This is a genomic window from Proteus vulgaris (assembly GCF_023100685.1).
Classification (GTDB): Bacteria; Pseudomonadota; Gammaproteobacteria; order Enterobacterales; family Enterobacteriaceae; genus Proteus.
The window spans coordinates 1,735,251-1,753,856 of record NZ_CP090064.1; the positions used below are offsets into that span (position 1 = coordinate 1,735,251).

The 18,606-nt window shown below is 38.3% G+C and carries 16 protein-coding genes; 6 read left to right on the plus strand and 10 right to left on the minus strand.

Annotation, left to right across the window (positions count from 1 at the left end; genetic code table 11):
- Positions 1-22: 22 nt before the first annotated feature.
- Entirely contained in the window at positions 23-3,466 is a 3,444-nt protein-coding gene (mfd, locus tag LW139_RS08405) for a transcription-repair coupling factor (protein WP_227336722.1), read from the minus strand.
- A gap of 193 nt (positions 3,467-3,659) precedes the next feature.
- Between mfd and lolC the strand changes: the two genes are divergently transcribed.
- The 5 genes from lolC (at position 3,660) to pepT (ending at position 9,099) form a co-directional block, all read left to right on the plus strand.
- Entirely contained in the window at positions 3,660-4,862 is a 1,203-nt protein-coding gene (gene lolC / locus LW139_RS08410; protein WP_109409368.1) for a lipoprotein-releasing ABC transporter permease subunit LolC, read from the plus strand.
- Between the two features lie 40 nt (positions 4,863-4,902).
- The gene (lolD, locus tag LW139_RS08415) at positions 4,903-5,613 is read left to right on the plus strand and encodes a lipoprotein-releasing ABC transporter ATP-binding protein LolD (protein ID WP_166540194.1); all 711 of its coding nucleotides are present in this window, start codon (positions 4,903-4,905) and stop codon (positions 5,611-5,613) included.
- Positions 5,613-6,860, plus strand: coding sequence for a lipoprotein-releasing ABC transporter permease subunit LolE (gene lolE / locus LW139_RS08420; RefSeq protein ID WP_109409367.1), 1,248 nt, complete (start codon positions 5,613-5,615; stop codon positions 6,858-6,860). The genes lolD and lolE overlap by 1 nt, the downstream gene beginning before the upstream one ends.
- An 84-nt stretch (positions 6,861-6,944) precedes the next feature.
- Positions 6,945-7,802 (plus strand): Sir2 family NAD+-dependent deacetylase, encoded by an 858-nt coding sequence (gene cobB, locus LW139_RS08425; RefSeq protein WP_109409366.1) that lies wholly within the window; start codon positions 6,945-6,947, stop codon positions 7,800-7,802.
- 52 nt (positions 7,803-7,854) lie between these two features.
- Complete coding sequence (gene pepT, locus LW139_RS08430; RefSeq protein ID WP_109409365.1) at positions 7,855-9,099, plus strand: peptidase T; 1,245 nt, start codon at positions 7,855-7,857, stop codon at positions 9,097-9,099.
- Positions 9,100-9,187: 88 nt separating this feature from the next.
- Here pepT and LW139_RS08435 read toward each other — a convergent pair whose 3' ends face one another.
- A complete protein-coding gene (locus LW139_RS08435) occupies positions 9,188-9,898 on the minus strand; it encodes a vWA domain-containing protein (RefSeq protein ID WP_227336725.1) in 711 nt (236 codons plus the stop codon).
- Positions 9,899-10,183: 285 nt separating this feature from the next.
- Between LW139_RS08435 and LW139_RS08440 the strand changes: the two genes are divergently transcribed.
- Positions 10,184-10,462, plus strand: a complete 279-nt coding sequence (locus LW139_RS08440; protein WP_166540165.1) for a hypothetical protein — start codon at positions 10,184-10,186, stop codon at positions 10,460-10,462.
- A 98-nt stretch (positions 10,463-10,560) separates the two neighbouring features.
- Here the strand turns inward: LW139_RS08440 and LW139_RS08445 are convergent, their stop codons facing one another.
- The 8 genes from LW139_RS08445 to rluE all read right to left on the minus strand — a co-directional run bounded on the left by LW139_RS08445 (position 10,561) and on the right by rluE (position 18,540).
- Positions 10,561-11,682, minus strand: a complete 1,122-nt coding sequence (locus LW139_RS08445) for a cupin domain-containing protein (protein WP_075672658.1) — start codon at positions 11,680-11,682, stop codon at positions 10,561-10,563.
- 185 nt (positions 11,683-11,867) lie between these two features.
- On the minus strand, positions 11,868-13,331 hold the full coding sequence (gene phoQ, locus LW139_RS08450) for a two-component system sensor histidine kinase PhoQ (RefSeq protein ID WP_109409362.1): 1,464 nt from the start codon (positions 13,329-13,331) through the stop codon (positions 11,868-11,870).
- Position 13,332: 1 nt separating this feature from the next.
- A complete protein-coding gene (gene phoP, locus LW139_RS08455; RefSeq protein WP_109409361.1) occupies positions 13,333-14,007 on the minus strand; it encodes a two-component system response regulator PhoP in 675 nt (224 codons plus the stop codon).
- A 214-nt stretch (positions 14,008-14,221) separates the two neighbouring features.
- Complete coding sequence (gene purB / locus LW139_RS08460; RefSeq protein ID WP_166540164.1) at positions 14,222-15,592, minus strand: adenylosuccinate lyase; 1,371 nt, start codon at positions 15,590-15,592, stop codon at positions 14,222-14,224.
- Positions 15,593-15,623: 31 nt separating this feature from the next.
- Positions 15,624-16,253, minus strand: a complete 630-nt coding sequence (gene hflD, locus LW139_RS08465) for a high frequency lysogenization protein HflD (protein ID WP_109409359.1) — start codon at positions 16,251-16,253, stop codon at positions 15,624-15,626.
- A gap of 2 nt (positions 16,254-16,255) precedes the next feature.
- Positions 16,256-17,359: a tRNA 2-thiouridine(34) synthase MnmA gene (gene mnmA / locus LW139_RS08470; protein ID WP_166540163.1), complete on the minus strand. Its 1,104-nt coding sequence runs from the start codon at positions 17,357-17,359 to the stop codon at positions 16,256-16,258.
- A 109-nt stretch (positions 17,360-17,468) separates the two neighbouring features.
- Positions 17,469-17,918, minus strand: a complete 450-nt coding sequence (locus tag LW139_RS08475) for an NUDIX hydrolase (protein WP_109409357.1) — start codon at positions 17,916-17,918, stop codon at positions 17,469-17,471.
- On the minus strand, positions 17,911-18,540 hold the full coding sequence (rluE, locus tag LW139_RS08480) for a 23S rRNA pseudouridine(2457) synthase RluE (protein WP_227336726.1): 630 nt from the start codon (positions 18,538-18,540) through the stop codon (positions 17,911-17,913). Before rluE ends, LW139_RS08475 begins: the two co-directional genes overlap by 8 nt.
- Positions 18,541-18,606 lie beyond the last annotated feature (66 nt).

Below are 18,606 nucleotides of genomic sequence, written 5' to 3' on the forward strand. Positions count from 1 at the left end.
TAAGTAACGGTTAGCTCTTGCGTTATTTCATCTTATGATCATCGAATGCGCTTAACATATCATCAATAAAAGTAAGACGTTTTTCACGTTCAGCTAAATCAATAATAAACTTCAATTTAGATGGGCCATCTAAGCGGAAAACAGCAGGTTGTTCTTGAAGCAAACTAATCAAATAGCCCGGATCAACCTTGTTTTTCTCGCCAAATTCAATAAATCCACCTTTGTCATGGGCTTCAATACGAGTAATACCAAGGCCCATAGCGTTTAAACGAATAGCTGCATTACGCAGTAAATAACGACCAGCATCAGGTAATTTACCAAATCTATCAATTAACTCTGCTCTTAAATCATTAAGTTCATTTAAATCAATCGCACTTGCAATTCGTTTATAGAATGAGAGTCTGACATTTACATCTGGAATGTAATCATCAGGCAATAAGACGGGCATTCTTAATTCAATTTCAGTTTGTTGATTAGTAAGATCTTCAAGCGATGGCTCTCTGCCATCTTTAAGAGCTTCTACCGCGCTTTCTAATAATTCCATATAAAGTGAGAAGCCTACGGTATTCATTTGACCGCTTTGTTCTTCACCAAGTAATTCTCCTGCACCTCTAATTTCCAAATCATGTGTTGCCAATGCAAAACCTGCGCCCAGATCTTCCAGTGAAGCAATTGCCTCTAAACGTTTATGAGCATCTTTTGTCATAGCTTTAGGGTGTGGTGTTAACAAATAAGCATAAGCTTGATGATGAGAACGACCTACACGACCACGTAACTGATGTAATTGTGCTAAACCAAAGTGATCGGCACGCTCAATAATAATGGTGTTCGCGCTAGGTATATCAATACCTGTTTCGATGATGGTAGTGCAAAGTAACACATTAAAACGTTGATGGTGGAAATCATTCATCACACGCTCAAGGTCACGTTCACGCATTTGTCCGTGACCAATTCCAATACGTGCCTCTGGTACGAGTGCAGCTAGTCTTTCACGCGCTTTTTCAATATTTTCAACATCGTTATACAAATAATAAACTTGTCCACCACGTAATGTTTCACGCAAGATGGCTTCTCGCACCACTAAATCATCATATTCCCGCACAAAGGTTTTCACAGATAAACGGCGTGCAGGTGGCGTTGCGATAATAGAAAGATCACGCATACCACTCATGGCCATATTTAACGTGCGAGGAATAGGCGTTGCTGTCAGTGTTAAAATATCTACATTAGCACGCATGGCTTTAATGCGTTCTTTGTGGCGAACGCCAAAGCGATGCTCCTCATCAACAATGAGTAGCCCTAAATCTTTCCAGTGAATGCTAGGCTGTAGTAATTTGTGTGTACCAATGACGATATCAACAGTACCTTCAGCCAGTTTTTCTGTAATTTGTTGCTGTTCTTTTGCACTACGAAAACGCGAGATCATCTCAATATTAACGGGCCAATTGGCAAAACGATCGCGGAAATTATCAAAATGCTGCTGAGCCAATAGGGTGGTTGGGACTAAAATTGCAACTTGTTTATTATTGTTAACCGCGAGGAATGCAGCGCGCATTGCCACTTCTGTTTTACCAAAACCAACATCACCACAGACTAATCTATCCATTGAAATAGCTTGGCACATATCACTTAATACGGCATTGATCGCTGTTTCTTGATCGGGGGTAGTTTCAAAAGGAAAGCTTTGTCGGAATGCGTGATACTGCTCTTTATCCATTTTAAAGGCAAAGCCCGTTTTTATTTCACGCTGGGCATAAACATCTAACAGTTCCGCTGCAACATCACGGACTTTTTCAGCCGCTTTTTGACGAGCTCTTACCCATGCATCGCCCCCCAATTTATGTAAAGGGGCATTTTCATCAGCACCACCGGAATAACGACTGATTAAATGCAATGATGAAACAGGGACATAAAGCTTGTCATTACCTGCGTAGCTTAACATTAAGTATTCAGCTTTAACGCCGCCTGCTTCTAAGGTTGTCATACCTTGATAGCGTCCAACACCATGCTGAAGATGAACAACAGGTTGGCCTATGCTTAATTCGGCAAGGTTACGAATTAAAGTATCGGTATTAATTGCCCGACGATTGTCTTGACGACGACGATTAATTCTTTCGCCTAACATATCGCTTTCACAGATCATGGCTAATTGACGATGACTATCAATAAAACCGTGTTCAGCTGCACCAATAATAAAATAGGTTCCTTTTTCTTGGGCATCTGATAACTCAATGATCTGTTTAGGGGCAATTTTTATCCGTGATAACAGTTCTTGTACCGTTTCACGTCGGCCTTCGCTCTCAACAGAGAAAATCACACTACCTGAAAATTGTTCTTGGAATCGACGTAGATTGTCTAAAGGGGATTTGCTTTGCGCGTTGATCGATAAATCAGGAAGTGGTTGATAACCTAAATTAGTTTGTCCTGCTTTTTCTGGCAATGTTTCTGTTTTAAGTTGAATTCGTGGCCACTGTTTAAGTTCTTTATTAAATTTATCAACACTGAGCCAAATATCATCAGGAGGAAGCAATGGTCGCATTGGGTCAACACGACGACTTTCAAAACGTTGGTTGATGTCTTGCCAGAACTTATCTGCGAAATCTTGTAGATCTTGCGTTACTATCAGCGTGTTTTTGGGAAAATAAGCAAATAAGTTAGATAAAGGCTGTTCAAAAAATAGCGATTGCCAATATTCAATCCCAGTAGGCAATATGTGTTTGCTGACTTGCTGATAAATATGTTCAGGATCACGTCTTACATCAAAGCGCTCACGCCACTGACTACGAAAGAGCTCAATCGCATTAGCATCTGTAGGAAATTCATGTGCGGGCAATAAATTTATTTGCTCCACTTCTATTAATGTTCTTTGGGTATCAACATCAAAAGTACGCAGGCTATCAATTTCATCATCGAAAAAATCAATACGATAAGGAAATTCACTTCCCATAGGAAATAAGTCAAGCAATGCACCGCGTGTTGCATATTCCCCGTGTTCTAACACTTGCTCTACATGGCGATATCCCGCTTCATCGAGTGTTTTACGTAAATTATCACGAGAAAGTACCTCTCCTTTTTGCATTACCAACGCATGACTTGCGAGATAATCCGTAGGGCAAACTTTCTGCATTAACGTATTGACGGGTAAGATTAAAATTCCCTTGAGAAGTGATGGAATACGGTATAGCGTAGAAAGGCGGTTTGAGATAATTTCTTGGTGAGGCGAAAAACTGTCATAAGGCAGCGTTTCCCAGTCCGATAATGTCTCTACTGGATAATCACAAAACTGACGGATTTCATCTTGTAAACGTAATGCATTTTGCATGTCACGAGTAACAAGGACGACTAATCCAGAATGACGTTTGATGATCTCTGCACATTCTAGAGCACAAGCGGCACCAGTCAGTTGACCTAGCTGGCGAGTATCCCCTTGTTTTATAGGAAGTTGATAACGATATTCTGAGGACATAAGCGTGTAATGTGAACTCTTTGTTGTAGTTAACTCCCAACACATCTTCAGCGTACTCGCTAAAGCTTAAACTGGCGGGCAGGTTAAGATAAAAGAAAAACCACAGTTTGGGAATAGAGTGGTTCCATTCAGTAAGACTACCCTTTATTATCCCTGAACACTTCGCATTAGCAACAGGAACAGCACAGATTTCATGTACAATTCTGTCTCATTTTATATAGGGCTCCGTTATATGCGGGGTCGCGCGGTCGATAAGTTCGGCCGCTTCGTCTCATGGCTATCCGCTTTAGGGATCATGTTAGGTGTAGCAGCGCTTATCACAGTGACTTCTGTCATGAATGGCTTTGAGCGTTCATTGCAAGAAAGTATTCTTGCTTATCTTCCTCAAGCCATAGTGACATCACCTAACGGACAATTACCCCGACAATCAAATATAGCCGAAAATCTACTGACGCGAGAAGGTATCATAAACGTTGTCCCTTTAGTAGAAGGTGATGTTGTTTTGCAAAGTAAAGACAATATCAGCGTTGGTGTCATGTTAGGGATTGAAAAAGCACAAGATGAACCTTTAACAAAACATATTCGTTATGGTGATTTCTCTATGCTTAAATCGGGTGAGTATGGCGTGATCTTAGGAAGTGGCTTGGCTAAACAACTGAAAGCAAAAGAAGGGGATAAAATCCGTCTGATTGTGCCAAGTGTTAGTCAACTCACTCCAATGGGAAGATTACCCAGCCAACGATTATTTACTGTTAAAGGCATTTTCCAAAGTGGTGGAGATGCTGACGCCTCTCAAATCTTAGTTAATCAACAAGATGCAGCACGTTTAATGCGTTATCAGCCGGGTAATATTACAGGATGGCGTCTTTTCTTTTCTGATCCTCTCAATATTGAAAAATACAGTGCTAAACCTTTAGCTGAAAATTTAAGCTGGAAAGATTGGCGCGAACGTAAAGGTGAATTTTTCCAGGCAGTTAAAATGGAAAAAAATATGATGGGATTATTATTAAGCTTAATTATTGCTGTGGCTGCTTTTAATATTATTACCTCACTTTCTTTATTAGTTATGGAAAAACAAGGAGAAGTGGCTATTTTGCAAACCATGGGCTTAAAACGTTCTCAGATTATGTCCATTTTTATGTTGCAAGGTGCTGGTGCAGGTATGTTAGGTGCTGTTGCTGGTGGTCTTTTGGGAGCATTACTCTCTAGCCAATTAAATACTATTATGCCGGCGGTAGGACTTATTCCACAAGGTGTTGAATTGCCTGCAACGCTTGAGTGGGGCCGTGTATTTATGATTGGCTTTGCTGCCATTATAATTTCCCTTTTATCTACTTTATACCCGTCTTGGCGGGCCGCGACTATTCAGCCAGCAGAGGCGCTACGTTATGAGTAATTCTTCGATTAATAAACAGCCAATGGCATCAGAAAAAAATATGCAAATTGACAAAAATTGTTTATTGGATTGTCACGCCCTGTGTAAACAATACCAAGACGGTACAATTTCAACCCAAGTGCTGAAATCGGTTTCATTTAAAATGGAAAAAGGTGATTTTTTAGCGATTGTGGGGAGTTCTGGTTCAGGTAAAAGTACCTTATTACATTTATTAGGTGGCTTAGATTCACCGACATCAGGTGAAGTCTTCTTTGAAGGGCAATCACTTAATACATTATCTTCTTCAGAAAAAGCCGATCTACGTAATACACAACTGGGTTTCATTTATCAATTCCATCATTTATTACCGGATTTTACTGCACTTGAAAATGTGGCAATGCCATTAATGATTGGTGGAGTTAGTGTTGTAAAGGCGAAAGAGAAAGCGATGTCTTTACTTGAAGCGGTTGGCTTAAAAGAGCGTGCTCATCATCGACCTTCAGAGCTTTCAGGTGGTGAAAGACAACGTGTTGCGATTGCAAGAGCATTGGTTAACGATCCTGCATTAGTACTTGCGGATGAGCCAACAGGTAATCTTGATCAGAAAAATGCCGAAGGTATTTTCGAGTTATTGATAAAATTAAATAAAGAGAAGCAAACGGCTTTTCTAGTGGTGACGCATGATTTATCACTGGCGGCTCGTTTTCAGCGTCAACTTGAAATGAAAGATGGTCAATTACAGCCACAAAACATGATTTCAGGAGTGAAATAATGGCGCAATTGCCACTTGCATTAGTGACAGCTTTACGTTTTTCAAGAGGGCGAAAACGTGCGGGAATGGTTTCATTAATCTCGGTTATTTCAACACTGGGTATTATGCTTGGGGTTGCTGTTTTAATTATCGGTTTAAGTGCTATGAATGGATTTGAACGCGAATTAAAAAACCGTATTTTATCTGTCGTTCCTCATGGTCAAATTTATTCAGTTGAACAGCCATTTGTACAATGGCAATCGGCATTACCTCGGATTGAAAAAACACCAGGGGTTGTCGCGGCTGCGCCGTATATCTTATTAACAGGGTTGTTAGAGAAAGGTACTGAACTAAAAGCAGTGCAAGTTATGGGCGTATCTCCTGAAAAACAAGGTGATATCAGCTTATTACCTCGCTATGTACAAAATAATGCATGGCAAGATTTTCGGGCGGGTAAGCAACAAATTATTATTGGGCAAGGTGTTGCAGACGCATTAAAAATTAAACAAGGTGATTGGCTAACGGTATTAATTCCGAATAATGATGATCCAACTAAGCTATTACAGCCTAAACGTATTCGCCTACAAGTCAGTGGCATATTTAAATTGAGTGGAATGCTTGATCACCAATTAGCATTAATTCCTCTAGCAGATGCTCAACAATATATGGATTACGGCCAAGGTATTACAGGGATTGAAGTGAAAACGGTTGATCCGTTTTTGGCTAATGAAATTATTCATAATGCAGGTTTAAATAGTGAAGAGTATGTTTATGCTAAAAGCTGGATAAGTGATTATGGCTATATGTATAGCGATATTCAAATGATCCGTAGCATTATGTATTTATCCATGATCTTAGTGATTGGTGTGGCTTGTTTTAATATTGTTTCAACACTGATTATGGCGGTAAGAGATAAAAGCAGTGATATTGCTATTTTACGTACGCTCGGCGCACGTGATAGCCATATTCGTAATATCTTTTTATGGTACGGCTTATTATCAGGCATGATTGGCTGTATTGCAGGTGTTATTTTTGGTGTATTAGTGGCTTATAATTTGACACCTTTAGTATCTGTTATTGAATCATTAACAGGGCATAGTGTACTTTCTGGTGATGTTTATTTTGTCGATTTTCTCCCTTCAGAAGTGCATTTGATTGATGTGTTTTCTGTATTTATCACCACTGTGATCTTAAGCCTGATAGCAAGTTGGTATCCTGCTCGTCGAGCCACTAAACTAGATCCTGCAAGAATTTTAAGTGGACAATAAGTTTATTGACATACAAAGAAGAAAAAACGCTTAAAATAGTGACGCTAGAAACGCGATATTTAAACTTGAAAACCAAGGATTGTAATGATGAAACTTAAACTTCGTCATCGTCGGCTTAGGAAGTTTCGTAAGATCAAAAGTTTACGCAGACAACATTCACGTTGTCGTTATTTTCATCTCACCCATAAAACGGAACATGAAATGAATTTACCCAAAGTTGTCGTATTAACAGGGGCTGGCATTTCTGCTGAATCAGGAATTAAAACATTTCGTTCAGAAGATGGATTGTGGGAAGAACATCGTGTTGAAGATGTTGCTACACCTGAAGGTTATCAACGCAACCCACAATTGGTTCAGCAGTTTTATAATGAACGCCGTCGTCAATTGCAACAACCTACCATTCAGCCGAATGAAGCGCATTATGCACTAGCGAAACTTGAGCAACGTTTAGGTAAAGATAACTTCCTTCTTGTAACGCAAAATATTGATAATTTACATGAAAAAGCGGGGAGTCAGCATGTTTTACATATGCATGGTGAATTATTAAAAGTACGTTGCCCACAATCCCGCCAAGTTTTTGAATGGAAAGGTGATTTAGAAACAACAGATCACTGCCATTGTTGCCAATTTCCATCACCACTACGTCCGCATATTGTCTGGTTTGGTGAAATGCCTATTGGCATGGATGAAATTTATCGAGCGTTGGCTGAGGCTGATATTTTTATCTCTATTGGTACTTCTGGTAATGTCTATCCTGCGGCGGGTTTTGTTCATGAAGCTAGGCTAACAGGTGCTCACACTGTTGAGCTAAATCTTGAGCCAAGTTTGGTTGAAAGCCAGTTTGAAGAAAAACATTATGGGCCAGCAAGTCAGGTTGTTGATGAATATGTTCATAAATTGTTTGAATTAATTAATGATCCTAAAGCTGATTTGACGCAATAATTATTTTATAGAGTTCCCTATTATTGTTATTAGAGAGATCTTAGGGGGCAAAATGGATAAATTATTAGAACGTTTTTTTGAATATATTAATTTTGATACACAATCAAAACCATCTTCAAAAATGTCACCAAGCAGTGATGGTCAGCTAAAACTAGCTAAGGCATTGGCACAAGAATTAAAAAAACTGGGTTTTGCTGATGTAACACTCAGTGACAAAGGATGTGTAATGGCAAGTTTGCCATCCAATGTCTCTTGGCCGGTGCCTGTAATTGGTTTTATTTCGCATCTTGATACAGCGCCGGATTTTTCTGGTAAGCATGTAAAACCACAAGTGCTTGAAGATTATCGTGGCGGTGATATTGCATTGGGTATTGGTGATGAAGTGTTATCACCGGTTATGTTTCCAATCTTACACTCCATGATTGGTAAAACATTAATCACCACAGACGGTAAAACCTTATTAGGTGCTGATGATAAAGCAGGTATTGCTGAAATTATTACTGCCATGGTGCGTTTAAAAGAAACAAATAGGCCTCATGGTGATATTCGTATTGCGTTCACACCTGACGAAGAAATAGGTCGTGGTGCGCATTATGTCGATTTAAATGCATTCGGTGCAAGTTGGGCTTATACCGTCGATGGTGGTGGTGTTGGTGAATTGGAATATGAAAACTTCAACGCCGCATCAGTGAATATCAAAATTGTTGGTAACAATGTTCACCCTGGTAGTGCAAAAGGGGTGATGGTAAACGCATTAGGATTAGCAACACGCATTCATCAAGAATTACCTATTGATGAAACACCAGAAAATACCGACGGTTATGAAGGTTTCTACCATCTGCAAAGTATTAAAGGTACGGTAGAAAGGGCGGAAATGCATTATATTATCCGTGATTTTAATCGTAACTTATTTGAAAAACGCAAACAGAATATGATTGCGATTGCAGAAAAAGTAGGTAAAGGCTTACATCCAGATTGCTATATTGAGCTGACTATTGATGATAGTTATTACAATATGCATGATAAAGTTGTTCAATTCCCACACATCATTGAAATAGCAAAACAAGCAATGATTGATTGTGATATTGAGCCTAACATCAAACCTATTCGTGGTGGCACAGATGGTGCTCAGCTTTCTTATCGTGGATTACCTTGCCCTAATATTTTTACTGGCGGTTATAATTTCCATGGTAAGCATGAATTTATCTCTTTAGAAGGAATGGAGGCTGCGGTGAGTGTGATCATGCGTATAGCTGAAATTACGGCTGAAAGAGAAAAGGCTAAAGTGATTAATTAATCATGTATTGAGTGTATAAAATAATAGCCGATATGTCGGCTATTATTTTTTAGTTATATATCTTAGTTATATTGTTAACTTAGATGACTTATTTACGCTCGTTATAATCTTGCTCAACAGAAGATTTCCAATCTTCATTTAATTCTTTACCTTCAATCTTAGACTGAACGGCTTTATTAACCGATTCATAGGCATTTCCATAGCCTTTGGCATCTTGAATATATTGAGTTGAGTTAGATGATTTAATACCAATACTTTCCGCTGCACTTATCGCATCAAAATTGGCACCTAGAAAGATAAACTCCCAGCCTTTCTCTTTTTCTGCTGAAGTAATTAATGATTTCACTTTTTCTAGCGAATATTCACGGCTACTATTTTCTTCGCCATCAGTGATGATCACCATCATGACATTTTTATAAGGTGAATTTGGTTTATTTCCTTCAGTGATTGCATTTCCCACCGCATCTAGCAATGCGGTATTACCTGATGCAAAATAATCATTAGCAGTTAAATCATTTATCTTATTAATATCAATGCGGTTATGTAATTTTTTAGCCTTACTATCAAATAAAATTGTGCTGATATAGACTTTTTCTGGGCGATTTTTATTTTCAGCTAAAATGGTATTGAATCCACCAATAGTATCTTTTTCATATCCTTGCATTGAACCACTTTTATCTAATACAAAAATGATATCCGTTTGTGCAGGTGGTGCTTTCTCCTTGGTTATTTCTACTGTTTTTGCAAATACCATGGACGGTAAAATAAACGCAGCAATTAAAATAATAAACTTTTTCATAGACGACTCCATTGTCGAAAAAAGAAGTAAGGTAGTAAAAATCTAATTTTATCTTAGGAGGAATTGATAAAATAAAATAGGAGAAATGACTGAAAAATAGACATTACATTAATGAGTAAACGTACTTAATTAAAAATAGAATGATTTTGTAATGATGGGCTTACATATTATTTAATATTAAACTTTTAATATAGGCTTAATATTAATAACTCTTTGATAAATTGATTTTATTGAATATCTCTTATAATCACAGTGTGATGAATAAATATAATATAAGGATATTGAATGGAAACCATAACAGGAGAATTATTAAAACCGGTAATAGAAGAGAAGTTAATTTCTCATAAAAAGCAAGTAATTAAAAAAGCTGATCGACAGTCATTTATTATTATTTCTAGTTATTTTCTGATAACTTATTTAATCTCATTTTCTCTTTATGCAACAAATAGTAAGCATACGTTATTACTTTTTTTCTTACAGAGTACATTTTTTGTTGTTATTCCTTTTCTCTTTCGTAATACAAGAGTACTTTTAAAAGAATCGATAAATTATTTAATTCGTTAAATTTTATAAGAAGTGATATTTTAAAGTATTTAATAATAAAAAAGCCCTGTAATTAATATCTCAGGGCTTTATAACTTATTATTGAAAATTAGTGATAATTAATCTTCAAAATACCAATAACCTTGATTAACTAGCTGAGTTAATAAACGCACAAATTTTGGATCAGCTAATGCATCGCCCAAGTGTTGTTTATCAATATAATCATATTGGCAAAGTGCATCCACCGCTTCTATATGATCAGTATCCATCAATTGGCCATTTACAAAACAGTTATCGCCAACACGTAACGCACGAATACCATTTAAACGATGAAGTTGCTCACCTTGTTGCAGTAAATCATGAATTTCTGCATTTTCATATAAAGGCTCTGGAACTGCGAGATCAAGTTCATGGCGAGATTGAGAAATAAATTCACCAAACCAATGACGAAATACTTCTGGTTGAGCAAGTAAATCTTCCATCATGTCATGAAGTTTATTTAACTCTTGATGTTGCACTAATGCTGGGTTTTCACGCGGTGTTAGATCTGGATCGCTATAACGATAGCTGCCTAAATCATTAGCTAACACATAGTCAGCGAAACCACTGAAAAGTTCACGCGCATTAGGTGCTCTGAAACCAACAGAGTAGTTTAGCGATTCTTCAATCGCATAGCCTTCATGTGGGAATCCAGGTGGGATATAAAGAATATCACCCGGTTCTAATTCTTCATCAATAATTGCTTCAAAAGGATCAACTTGCAGCAGATCAGGATGAGGGCAATGTTGTTTCATTGGGATTTTTTCACCCACACGCCAGCGACGACGACCTTGTCCTTGAATAATAAAGACATCATATTGATCGAGATGCGGACCTACACCACCACCGGGAACAGAATAAGAGATCATTAAATCATCAATGCGCCAATCGGGTAATACACGAAAAGGCTTCATTAATGCCGCACTAGGAAAATGCCAGTGATCGACGGCTTGTACAAGTAAAGACCAATCTTTATCACCAAGTCCTTCAAAGTGCTCAAAAGGCCCATGTTTGACTCCCCATTGTCCGTCTTGACAGCTAACAAGACGGCTATCTACTTCATCTTCCATTGCAAGACCAGCAAGTTCGTCAGGAGATAAAGGATCAACAAAACGTGAGAAGCCGTTTTTAATTAATAAAGGGCGTTTTTGCCAATGGCTTTCGAGGAATGATTGCCAATCTAAATTAAGTTTATAGTCCATTGTGTATAACCTGAATTCGGGAAGCCTGAAGTCATAGTATAATGAATTCTAACTTCCTGCTAAACATTCCTTTGAGCAATGTGAGTAATAGCGAGTAACGCTGTAATAACTGCATAGATATCATACATAATGCAGTATACAGAGTGGAGGGAAGTTTGATAAAAAACATTTTTTATCAAGAGAGGTTATTCACGCTCAGTGGTAAGTTGTTGCTCAGCAAAGGTTACAGTGATACGAGCGCCACCTAAAGGGCTATCGGTAATAGTAATTTCGCCACTGTATTGTTCAATAATATCTACAGCGATAGATAATCCTAAACCTTGCCCCGGTCGCAACGTGTCTGCTCTTGTTCCTCGCTGGAAAATAGCCTCTCTTTTTTCAGGGCTAACACCGGGGCCATCATCATCAACAATAATTATTACGCTGTTTTCATTATTACTTACATTGATTTCAACAAACTCTAAACAGTATTTACAAGCGTTATCCAGAATATTGCCCATCACTTCCATAAAATCATTTTTCTCACCTAACCACATGATTTCAGGTGAAACATTGAGTGTTAAATCAACGCCTTTTGACTGATAAACTTTGCTTAAAGCGCTACAAAGATTATCTAACAACCCTGACAGTGAATGGAGTTTTCGCGTGGTAATGTCGTGATCACCATGAATAGATGCCCGATGCAGATAATAACCGACTTGTTGTGAAATTCGTTCTATTTGATCGAGCATGATAGGCTCAGCTTGCTCTATCGTCATTTGCTTACCTGATCGTAAAGAGCGTAATGTTGATTGTAATACGGCAAGGGGCGTTTTTAAGCTATGGGTAAGATCAGATAAACTTGTGCGATATTTACTATAACGGCTTCGTTCATTACGTAATAATACATTTAAATTTCGGACTAAGCCCTTTAATTCGGTTGGCGGATTTTCATCCAAATCATTACGTGTTCCTTTTTCTAATGCACTTATTTGTTCTATCAATTGTTTAATAGGCCGTAAACTCCAGTGTGCTGCTAACCAAATTAAAGGTACAACTAAGAACAAATTAGCGAGAATGATATATAAAAACCAGTCCCAAACCTGACTGACTTTTTGCATACGCTGAGGTATAGGATCGATAACTGCGATTGCCATGTAAGGCATATTATCAGCCGCAGGATAATGATTAATTACCACTGAGTGAGTTAAAAATTCGTTACTTGAATATTCTTCAAGTCGTTTGAGATAAACACGGTATTGAGGCAACTGTTTTAGCATTAAACGAGTTATTTTGACATCAACCGAAATTTCAAATAACCCTTCTTCATGACGCCATTTATGCTTAATGCTATCAGGAATAGCTTTAGGTAAATCAGAAGGTGTCCATAAGACATTACCTTTATCATCAAAAACGACCACCAGCGATGTATTGTTATTATTCAAATTTGTTGGAAACTCAATATTCAGCTTGCCTTTATTCCACTGCGCTAAACTGTAATAAAGATTACTCTGACTGCGCATCAGCATAAAAGTGGTTTTATCTACACTGACAATAGAACCGACTATAGCAACCAACCCATAAGAGAGCGTAAGAGCCAAAATAATGGCACTCGTTGCAAGTAAAAATCGTGTTCGTAATGAGAGTGGAGAGCGCTGTTTTTTTTGCATATTAAGGTTTCATATCAAAACGGTAGCCTTGTCCACGTACTGTCACGACAACATCATCAGGGTATTTTTCTAAGATTTTTTTACGTAATCGCCCCATTAGTACATCAATAGTATGGCTTTCTTTTAATTCAGCATCTGGATACAACTGACGCATTAATGCATCTTTGCTAACAACTTTATTTTGATTGCGCATTAATGTTTCTAAGATCGTATATTCAAACGCTGTTAATTTGATTTGCTCGCCTGAAATCATGAACTCTTTACGTGACAAATCCAACTCAAAAGGCTCAATAGAGAGTGTTTGCGATGCAATTCCCATGTTTCTTCGCATTAATGCCTGAATACGTGCAACAATTTCCTCAAAATGAAAAGGTTTTGTCACATAATCATCAGCACCAGCATTTAATGCGGAGACTTTTTCTTGCCAACTTTCACGCGCAGTTAACACCATAATAGGTAACGTGATATTGTTTTCTCGCCATCTTCGAATAAGGCTAATACCATCTTCATCGGGTAATCCTAAATCTACAATAGCAACATCGGGTGTACCTTCTGCTATAAAACTATCTGCTTCTTTAGCGTCTTCTGCTGCGTCAACTTGATGGCCTGCATCACGAAACTGCACAGATAAGTGATGACGAAGTAAAATATTATCTTCAATAATTAAGATCCGCATTATTCCACCTTGAGTACAATCGGTAAAAAGACACCGTTGTAAAATAAATATAGGACATGATAGTCAGTCTATTAGATAAAAATATAAGGTTATCATAGACAATCTATTGATTAAAAAATACTGTAGCCAGCAAAGTGTTTAGGTTATAGATAGTTTTCTTCGTTTTTTTGTTATAAAAAAAGGCAGAAATTATCTGCCTTTTTCGTGTGATAAATTAGTTTAACTTATCAACAAACTGAGTTGCAAAACCAATATAACTTTCAGGAGTCATCGCTTTTAAACGAGTTTTTTCATGCTCAGGTAACTCTAAACCATCGATGAAAATAACCATATCTTGCTCAGTAATACGCTTACCACGAGTCAATTCTTTTAGTTTTTCATACGGTTTTTCAATGCCATAACGACGCATTACAGTTTGGATTGGCTCTGCTAATACTTCCCAGTTACAGTCTAATTCTTCACGAAGATGTTTTTCATTTACTTCAAGCTTATTAAGGCCTTTCATGGTTGATTGATAAGCAATTAATGCATAACCAATACCCACACCTAAATTGCGCAGAACGGTTGAATCAGTTAAATCACGTTGCCAACGAGAAAGCGGTAGTTTACTAGAAAGGTGCCCCATAACGGCATTTGCTAACCCTAAGTTTCCTTCAGAGTTTTCAAAATCAATAGGGTTGACTTTGTGAGGCATGGTGGATGAGCCAATTTCGCCCGCAATCGTTTTTTGTTTGAAGTGATTCAGTGCAACGTAACCCCAAATATCACGATCGAAATCGATCAAAATGGTATTGAAACGGCTAATACAATCAAAAAGTTCAGCAATATAATCATGCGGTTCAATTTGCGTTGTGTATGGGTTCCATGTAATACCTAATGAAGTCACAAATTCTTCACTAAATTGGTGCCAGTTTACTTCAGGATATGCGGCTAAGTGAGCGTTATAGTTACCGACGGCACCATTAATTTTACCTAAGATCTCAACTTGTGTAAGTTGACGGTATTGGCGTTCCATGCGGTAAGCAACGTTAGCAAACTCTTTACCCATTGTAGATGGGGTAGCAGGTTGACCATGAGTGCGAGAAAGAAGAGGTAAGTCGCGGTATTCTTGTGCCATTTTACTAATTGTATCAATAAGTTCACGCCATACAGGTAGCAGGATCTCTTGGCGGGCTGTTTCTAGCATAATAGCATGAGACAGATTATTAATGTCTTCAGAAGTACAAGCAAAGTGAATAAATTCAGAAACCTGATGTAAAGCAGGGATGGTCGCCACTTTTTCTTTTAAGAAATATTCTACGGCTTTTACATCGTGGTTAGTGGTGCGTTCGATAGATTTAATGCGTGCCGCATCTTCTTCATTAAAATTAGCAACAATTGCATCAAGGTAATCGTTTGCGTTTTTTTCAAAGGCGGGAACTTCTTTAATGTCGGCGCAAGATGCCAGCTTTTGCAGCCAGCGAACTTCTACCTGTACACGGAATTTCAGAAGACCGAATTCACTAAAAATAGAACGTAACGACGAAGTTTTACTACCGTAACGACCGTCAATCGGTGAAATCGCTGTCAGCGAAGATAATTCCATTGTTGGCAACTCCCAGGTTGAATTTAAAGTATTAACATTGAGCGAGAAAATCATCAGCTTGTCGGATGATCGTTTTTTGATGCAATAAAAAATCAAAACGGCGACCACCAACTTGACGCCAGAGCACAGCACTACGGATACCCGTTAATAATAGCGCTCTAACTTTAGCTTGAATAATTGGGTTTTTTAACAGTTCGATAGAGCCATGAACTTGAATGCGAGGGCCTACAGGGCTAACTGCATCAACATAAACGCCAGCAAGGGCATTAAATACACCTTCGGACATAGGTTCAAAATAGCTTTTTTGACGCTCTAATTGAGAAATTTTTTGTGATAAACGTGCACTATAATCGTCATTTCGTCCGATTAAGCGTTCTAAGTTGATTAAACCTTGTTGATAAGTCATCAACTCCAGTGTTAATTTTTCTCTTCTTACTGCCTGATGGATAGCTTTCAGTGTTTGAAAGCCTAATTTTAAATGGCTGATTTGATTGCCATAAACATCAAGTGTTGATGTTGGATTGAGATTAAAAATACTGTTAACCATCACTTCAACATCATTCTCGTTCGCACTACCTTGGTAAGCTATTTGCTGAACAAGACGACTTGCCTGGCAGACGCCTGCCAGTGCAAGTGTAATATCACGAAAATCTTTAGCCACGTCTACTCCTGAATACGGGTTTCAATGATACCGCCACCTAAACAGACTTCGTCTTGATAAAAGACGGCTGATTGTCCCGGTGTTACAGCCGCAACGGGATAATCAAAGCGGACTTCAATTTTATCTTCACTTAATGGTGTTACTGTACACGCAATATCAGGTTGGCGATATCGTGTTTTAACAGTACAGCGGAACGCTTCAGTAATTGTTTCTCTCGATACCCAATGCAATTGTTGAGCAATTAAGCCGACAGACATTAATCTTGGATGTTCATGACCTTGCGCCACAACAAGAATGTTATTTTCAACATCTTTATCAACGACATACCAAGGATCATCGCCACCGTCTTTTGTTCCACCGATACCTAAACCTTTACGTTGACCTAATGTGTGATACATCAATCCTTGGTGTTCACCGATGGTTTCACCATCAACTGTGATGATAGGACCAGGTTTAGCTGGGAGGTAACGTGATAAGAAATCGGTAAATTTACGCTCACCAATAAAACAAATACCCGTTGAGTCTTTTTTCTTTGCTGTTGCTAAATCAAGTTTTTCAGCAATTTTTCTAACTTCAGGCTTTTCCATTTCACCAACAGGGAAAAGGCTTTGTGCGATTTGCTCGTGACTTAACGTGTATAAGAAATAACTCTGGTCTTTGTTGTTATCGACGCCACGAAGTAATTGGCTTTTGCCATTAATATCACGACGGCGAACATAGTGACCTGTTGCGATATAATCAGCACCTAAATCTTCTGCCGCATATTCTAAAAATGCTTTAAATTTTATTTCTTTATTACACAGAATATCGGGGTTTGGGGTGCGGCCTGCTTTATATTCAGATAAAAAATGTTCAAAAACATTATCCCAATATTCAGCGGCAAAATTGATAGTATAAAGCTCAATGCCAAGTTTATCGCATACGGCTTGCGCATCGGCAAGATCCGTTGAAGCTGAGCAATATTCTGTATCATCGTCTTCTTCCCAGTTCTTCATAAACAGACCAACGACCTGATATCCCTGTTCCTTAAGAAGATAGGCTGAGACGGATGAATCTACGCCACCGGACATTCCTACGATGACTTTTTTTTGGCTGTTATCTGACATGACTGGATCTCACTGCGGAAAAATAAGCGCCATACTTTACCATATCACTGACACAGGTGCATCAAGTGTTGCTCTGTTTTTGATGCTTTGTTTTTCCATTCTCTGTCATTTAGTTAAAGGGTGCGCCAAAGCTAGTTAAAATAGAAAGAGGGTAGTGTTCACCTTGTTGATAACATAACAGGCTTTCTCTCACTAAAGGTGAGCGTAATTGCTGGCTTTGGATAATTTCATCTGCGCTAACCCAGTGACAACAATTGATATCGCTATCATTAGGGTGAGTGTCAAATTGTTCTTGTGCTTCAATTAAAAAGAGAAAACGTAAAAAAGGCGTTTTATCAGGCGCAATCCATTGATGTAATTTAAGAAAATATTGAACAGGAAGCGTTAATCCTGTTTCTTCCCATAACTCACGCTGAACGGCTTGAATAAGTGTTTCATCGGCTTCAAGGTGCCCTGCTGGTTGATTCCACGTTGCTTTTCCATTGATAGTTTCTTCAACAACGAGAAACTTATTTTGCGCATGAACGATACACGCGACAGTCACATGAGGTTTAAACAAAATCAATCTCCTTCCATTCACCGGGTAATAAATTATCTAATGTAATATTTCCCATACTAAAGCGGATCAAGCGCAATGTAGGATAACCAACATGAGCAGTCATTCGTCTCACTTGACGGTTTTTACCTTCAAATAAGGTGATTTTTAGCCAAGTTGTTGGAATAGTTTGGCGTTCTCTAATCGGCGGGTTTCTCTCCCATAACCATTCGGGTTGCCCAACTATTTCGACTTGTGCTGGCAATGTTTTGCCATCTTTAAGCTCTAATCCATCTCGAAATTGTTGTAATGCGGCGGTACAAGGAACACCCTCTACCTGAGCATAGTAGATTTTTCCTGTTTTTTTACCCGGTTGTGTTAATTTTGCTTGTAGTTTTCCATCATTTGTTAAGACTAAAAGTCCTTCACTATCTCTATCTAAACGTCCTGCCGCATAAATATCACGAATAGGAATAAAATCTTTTAGTGTTTTTCTGCCACTCTCGTCCGTAAATTGTACAAGAACATCGAAGGGCTTGTTGAAGATAACGACTTTACGCTCACCTCTTGGGCGCACTGGTTTTCTTTGTGCTAATGAAGTGTGGTGTTTTCTCGATTTAGCGCTATTTTTAAGTTGATTTGCCATAGTTAATTTTTGTAAAAAATGGGAGATTGATTATACCTTAAAAGAGAAGCGATTGGCGTTAGCTGA

Bases quoted from the DNA above. Each gene is read 5' to 3' on its own strand.
- purB (WP_166540164.1), bottom strand. From the start codon at position 15,592: ATGGAATTATCTTCGCTGACAGCGATTTCACCGATTGACGGTCGTTAC.
- cobB (WP_109409366.1), top strand. From the start codon at position 6,945: ATGATGAAACTTAAACTTCGTCATCGTCGGCTTAGGAAGTTTCGTAAG.
- LW139_RS08435 (WP_227336725.1), bottom strand. From the start codon at position 9,898: ATGAAAAAGTTTATTATTTTAATTGCTGCGTTTATTTTACCGTCCATG.
- lolC (WP_109409368.1), top strand. From the start codon at position 3,660: ATGTACAATTCTGTCTCATTTTATATAGGGCTCCGTTATATGCGGGGT.
- LW139_RS08440 (WP_166540165.1), top strand. From the start codon at position 10,184: ATGGAAACCATAACAGGAGAATTATTAAAACCGGTAATAGAAGAGAAG.
- lolD (WP_166540194.1), top strand. From the start codon at position 4,903: ATGCAAATTGACAAAAATTGTTTATTGGATTGTCACGCCCTGTGTAAA.
- lolE (WP_109409367.1), top strand. From the start codon at position 5,613: ATGGCGCAATTGCCACTTGCATTAGTGACAGCTTTACGTTTTTCAAGA.
- mfd (WP_227336722.1), bottom strand. From the start codon at position 3,466: ATGTCCTCAGAATATCGTTATCAACTTCCTATAAAACAAGGGGATACT.
- LW139_RS08445 (WP_075672658.1), bottom strand. From the start codon at position 11,682: ATGGACTATAAACTTAATTTAGATTGGCAATCATTCCTCGAAAGCCAT.
- pepT (WP_109409365.1), top strand. From the start codon at position 7,855: ATGGATAAATTATTAGAACGTTTTTTTGAATATATTAATTTTGATACA.
- phoQ (WP_109409362.1), bottom strand. From the start codon at position 13,331: ATGCAAAAAAAACAGCGCTCTCCACTCTCATTACGAACACGATTTTTA.
- mnmA (WP_166540163.1), bottom strand. From the start codon at position 17,359: ATGTCAGATAACAGCCAAAAAAAAGTCATCGTAGGAATGTCCGGTGGC.
- phoP (WP_109409361.1), bottom strand. From the start codon at position 14,007: ATGCGGATCTTAATTATTGAAGATAATATTTTACTTCGTCATCACTTA.
- rluE (WP_227336726.1), bottom strand. From the start codon at position 18,540: ATGGCAAATCAACTTAAAAATAGCGCTAAATCGAGAAAACACCACACT.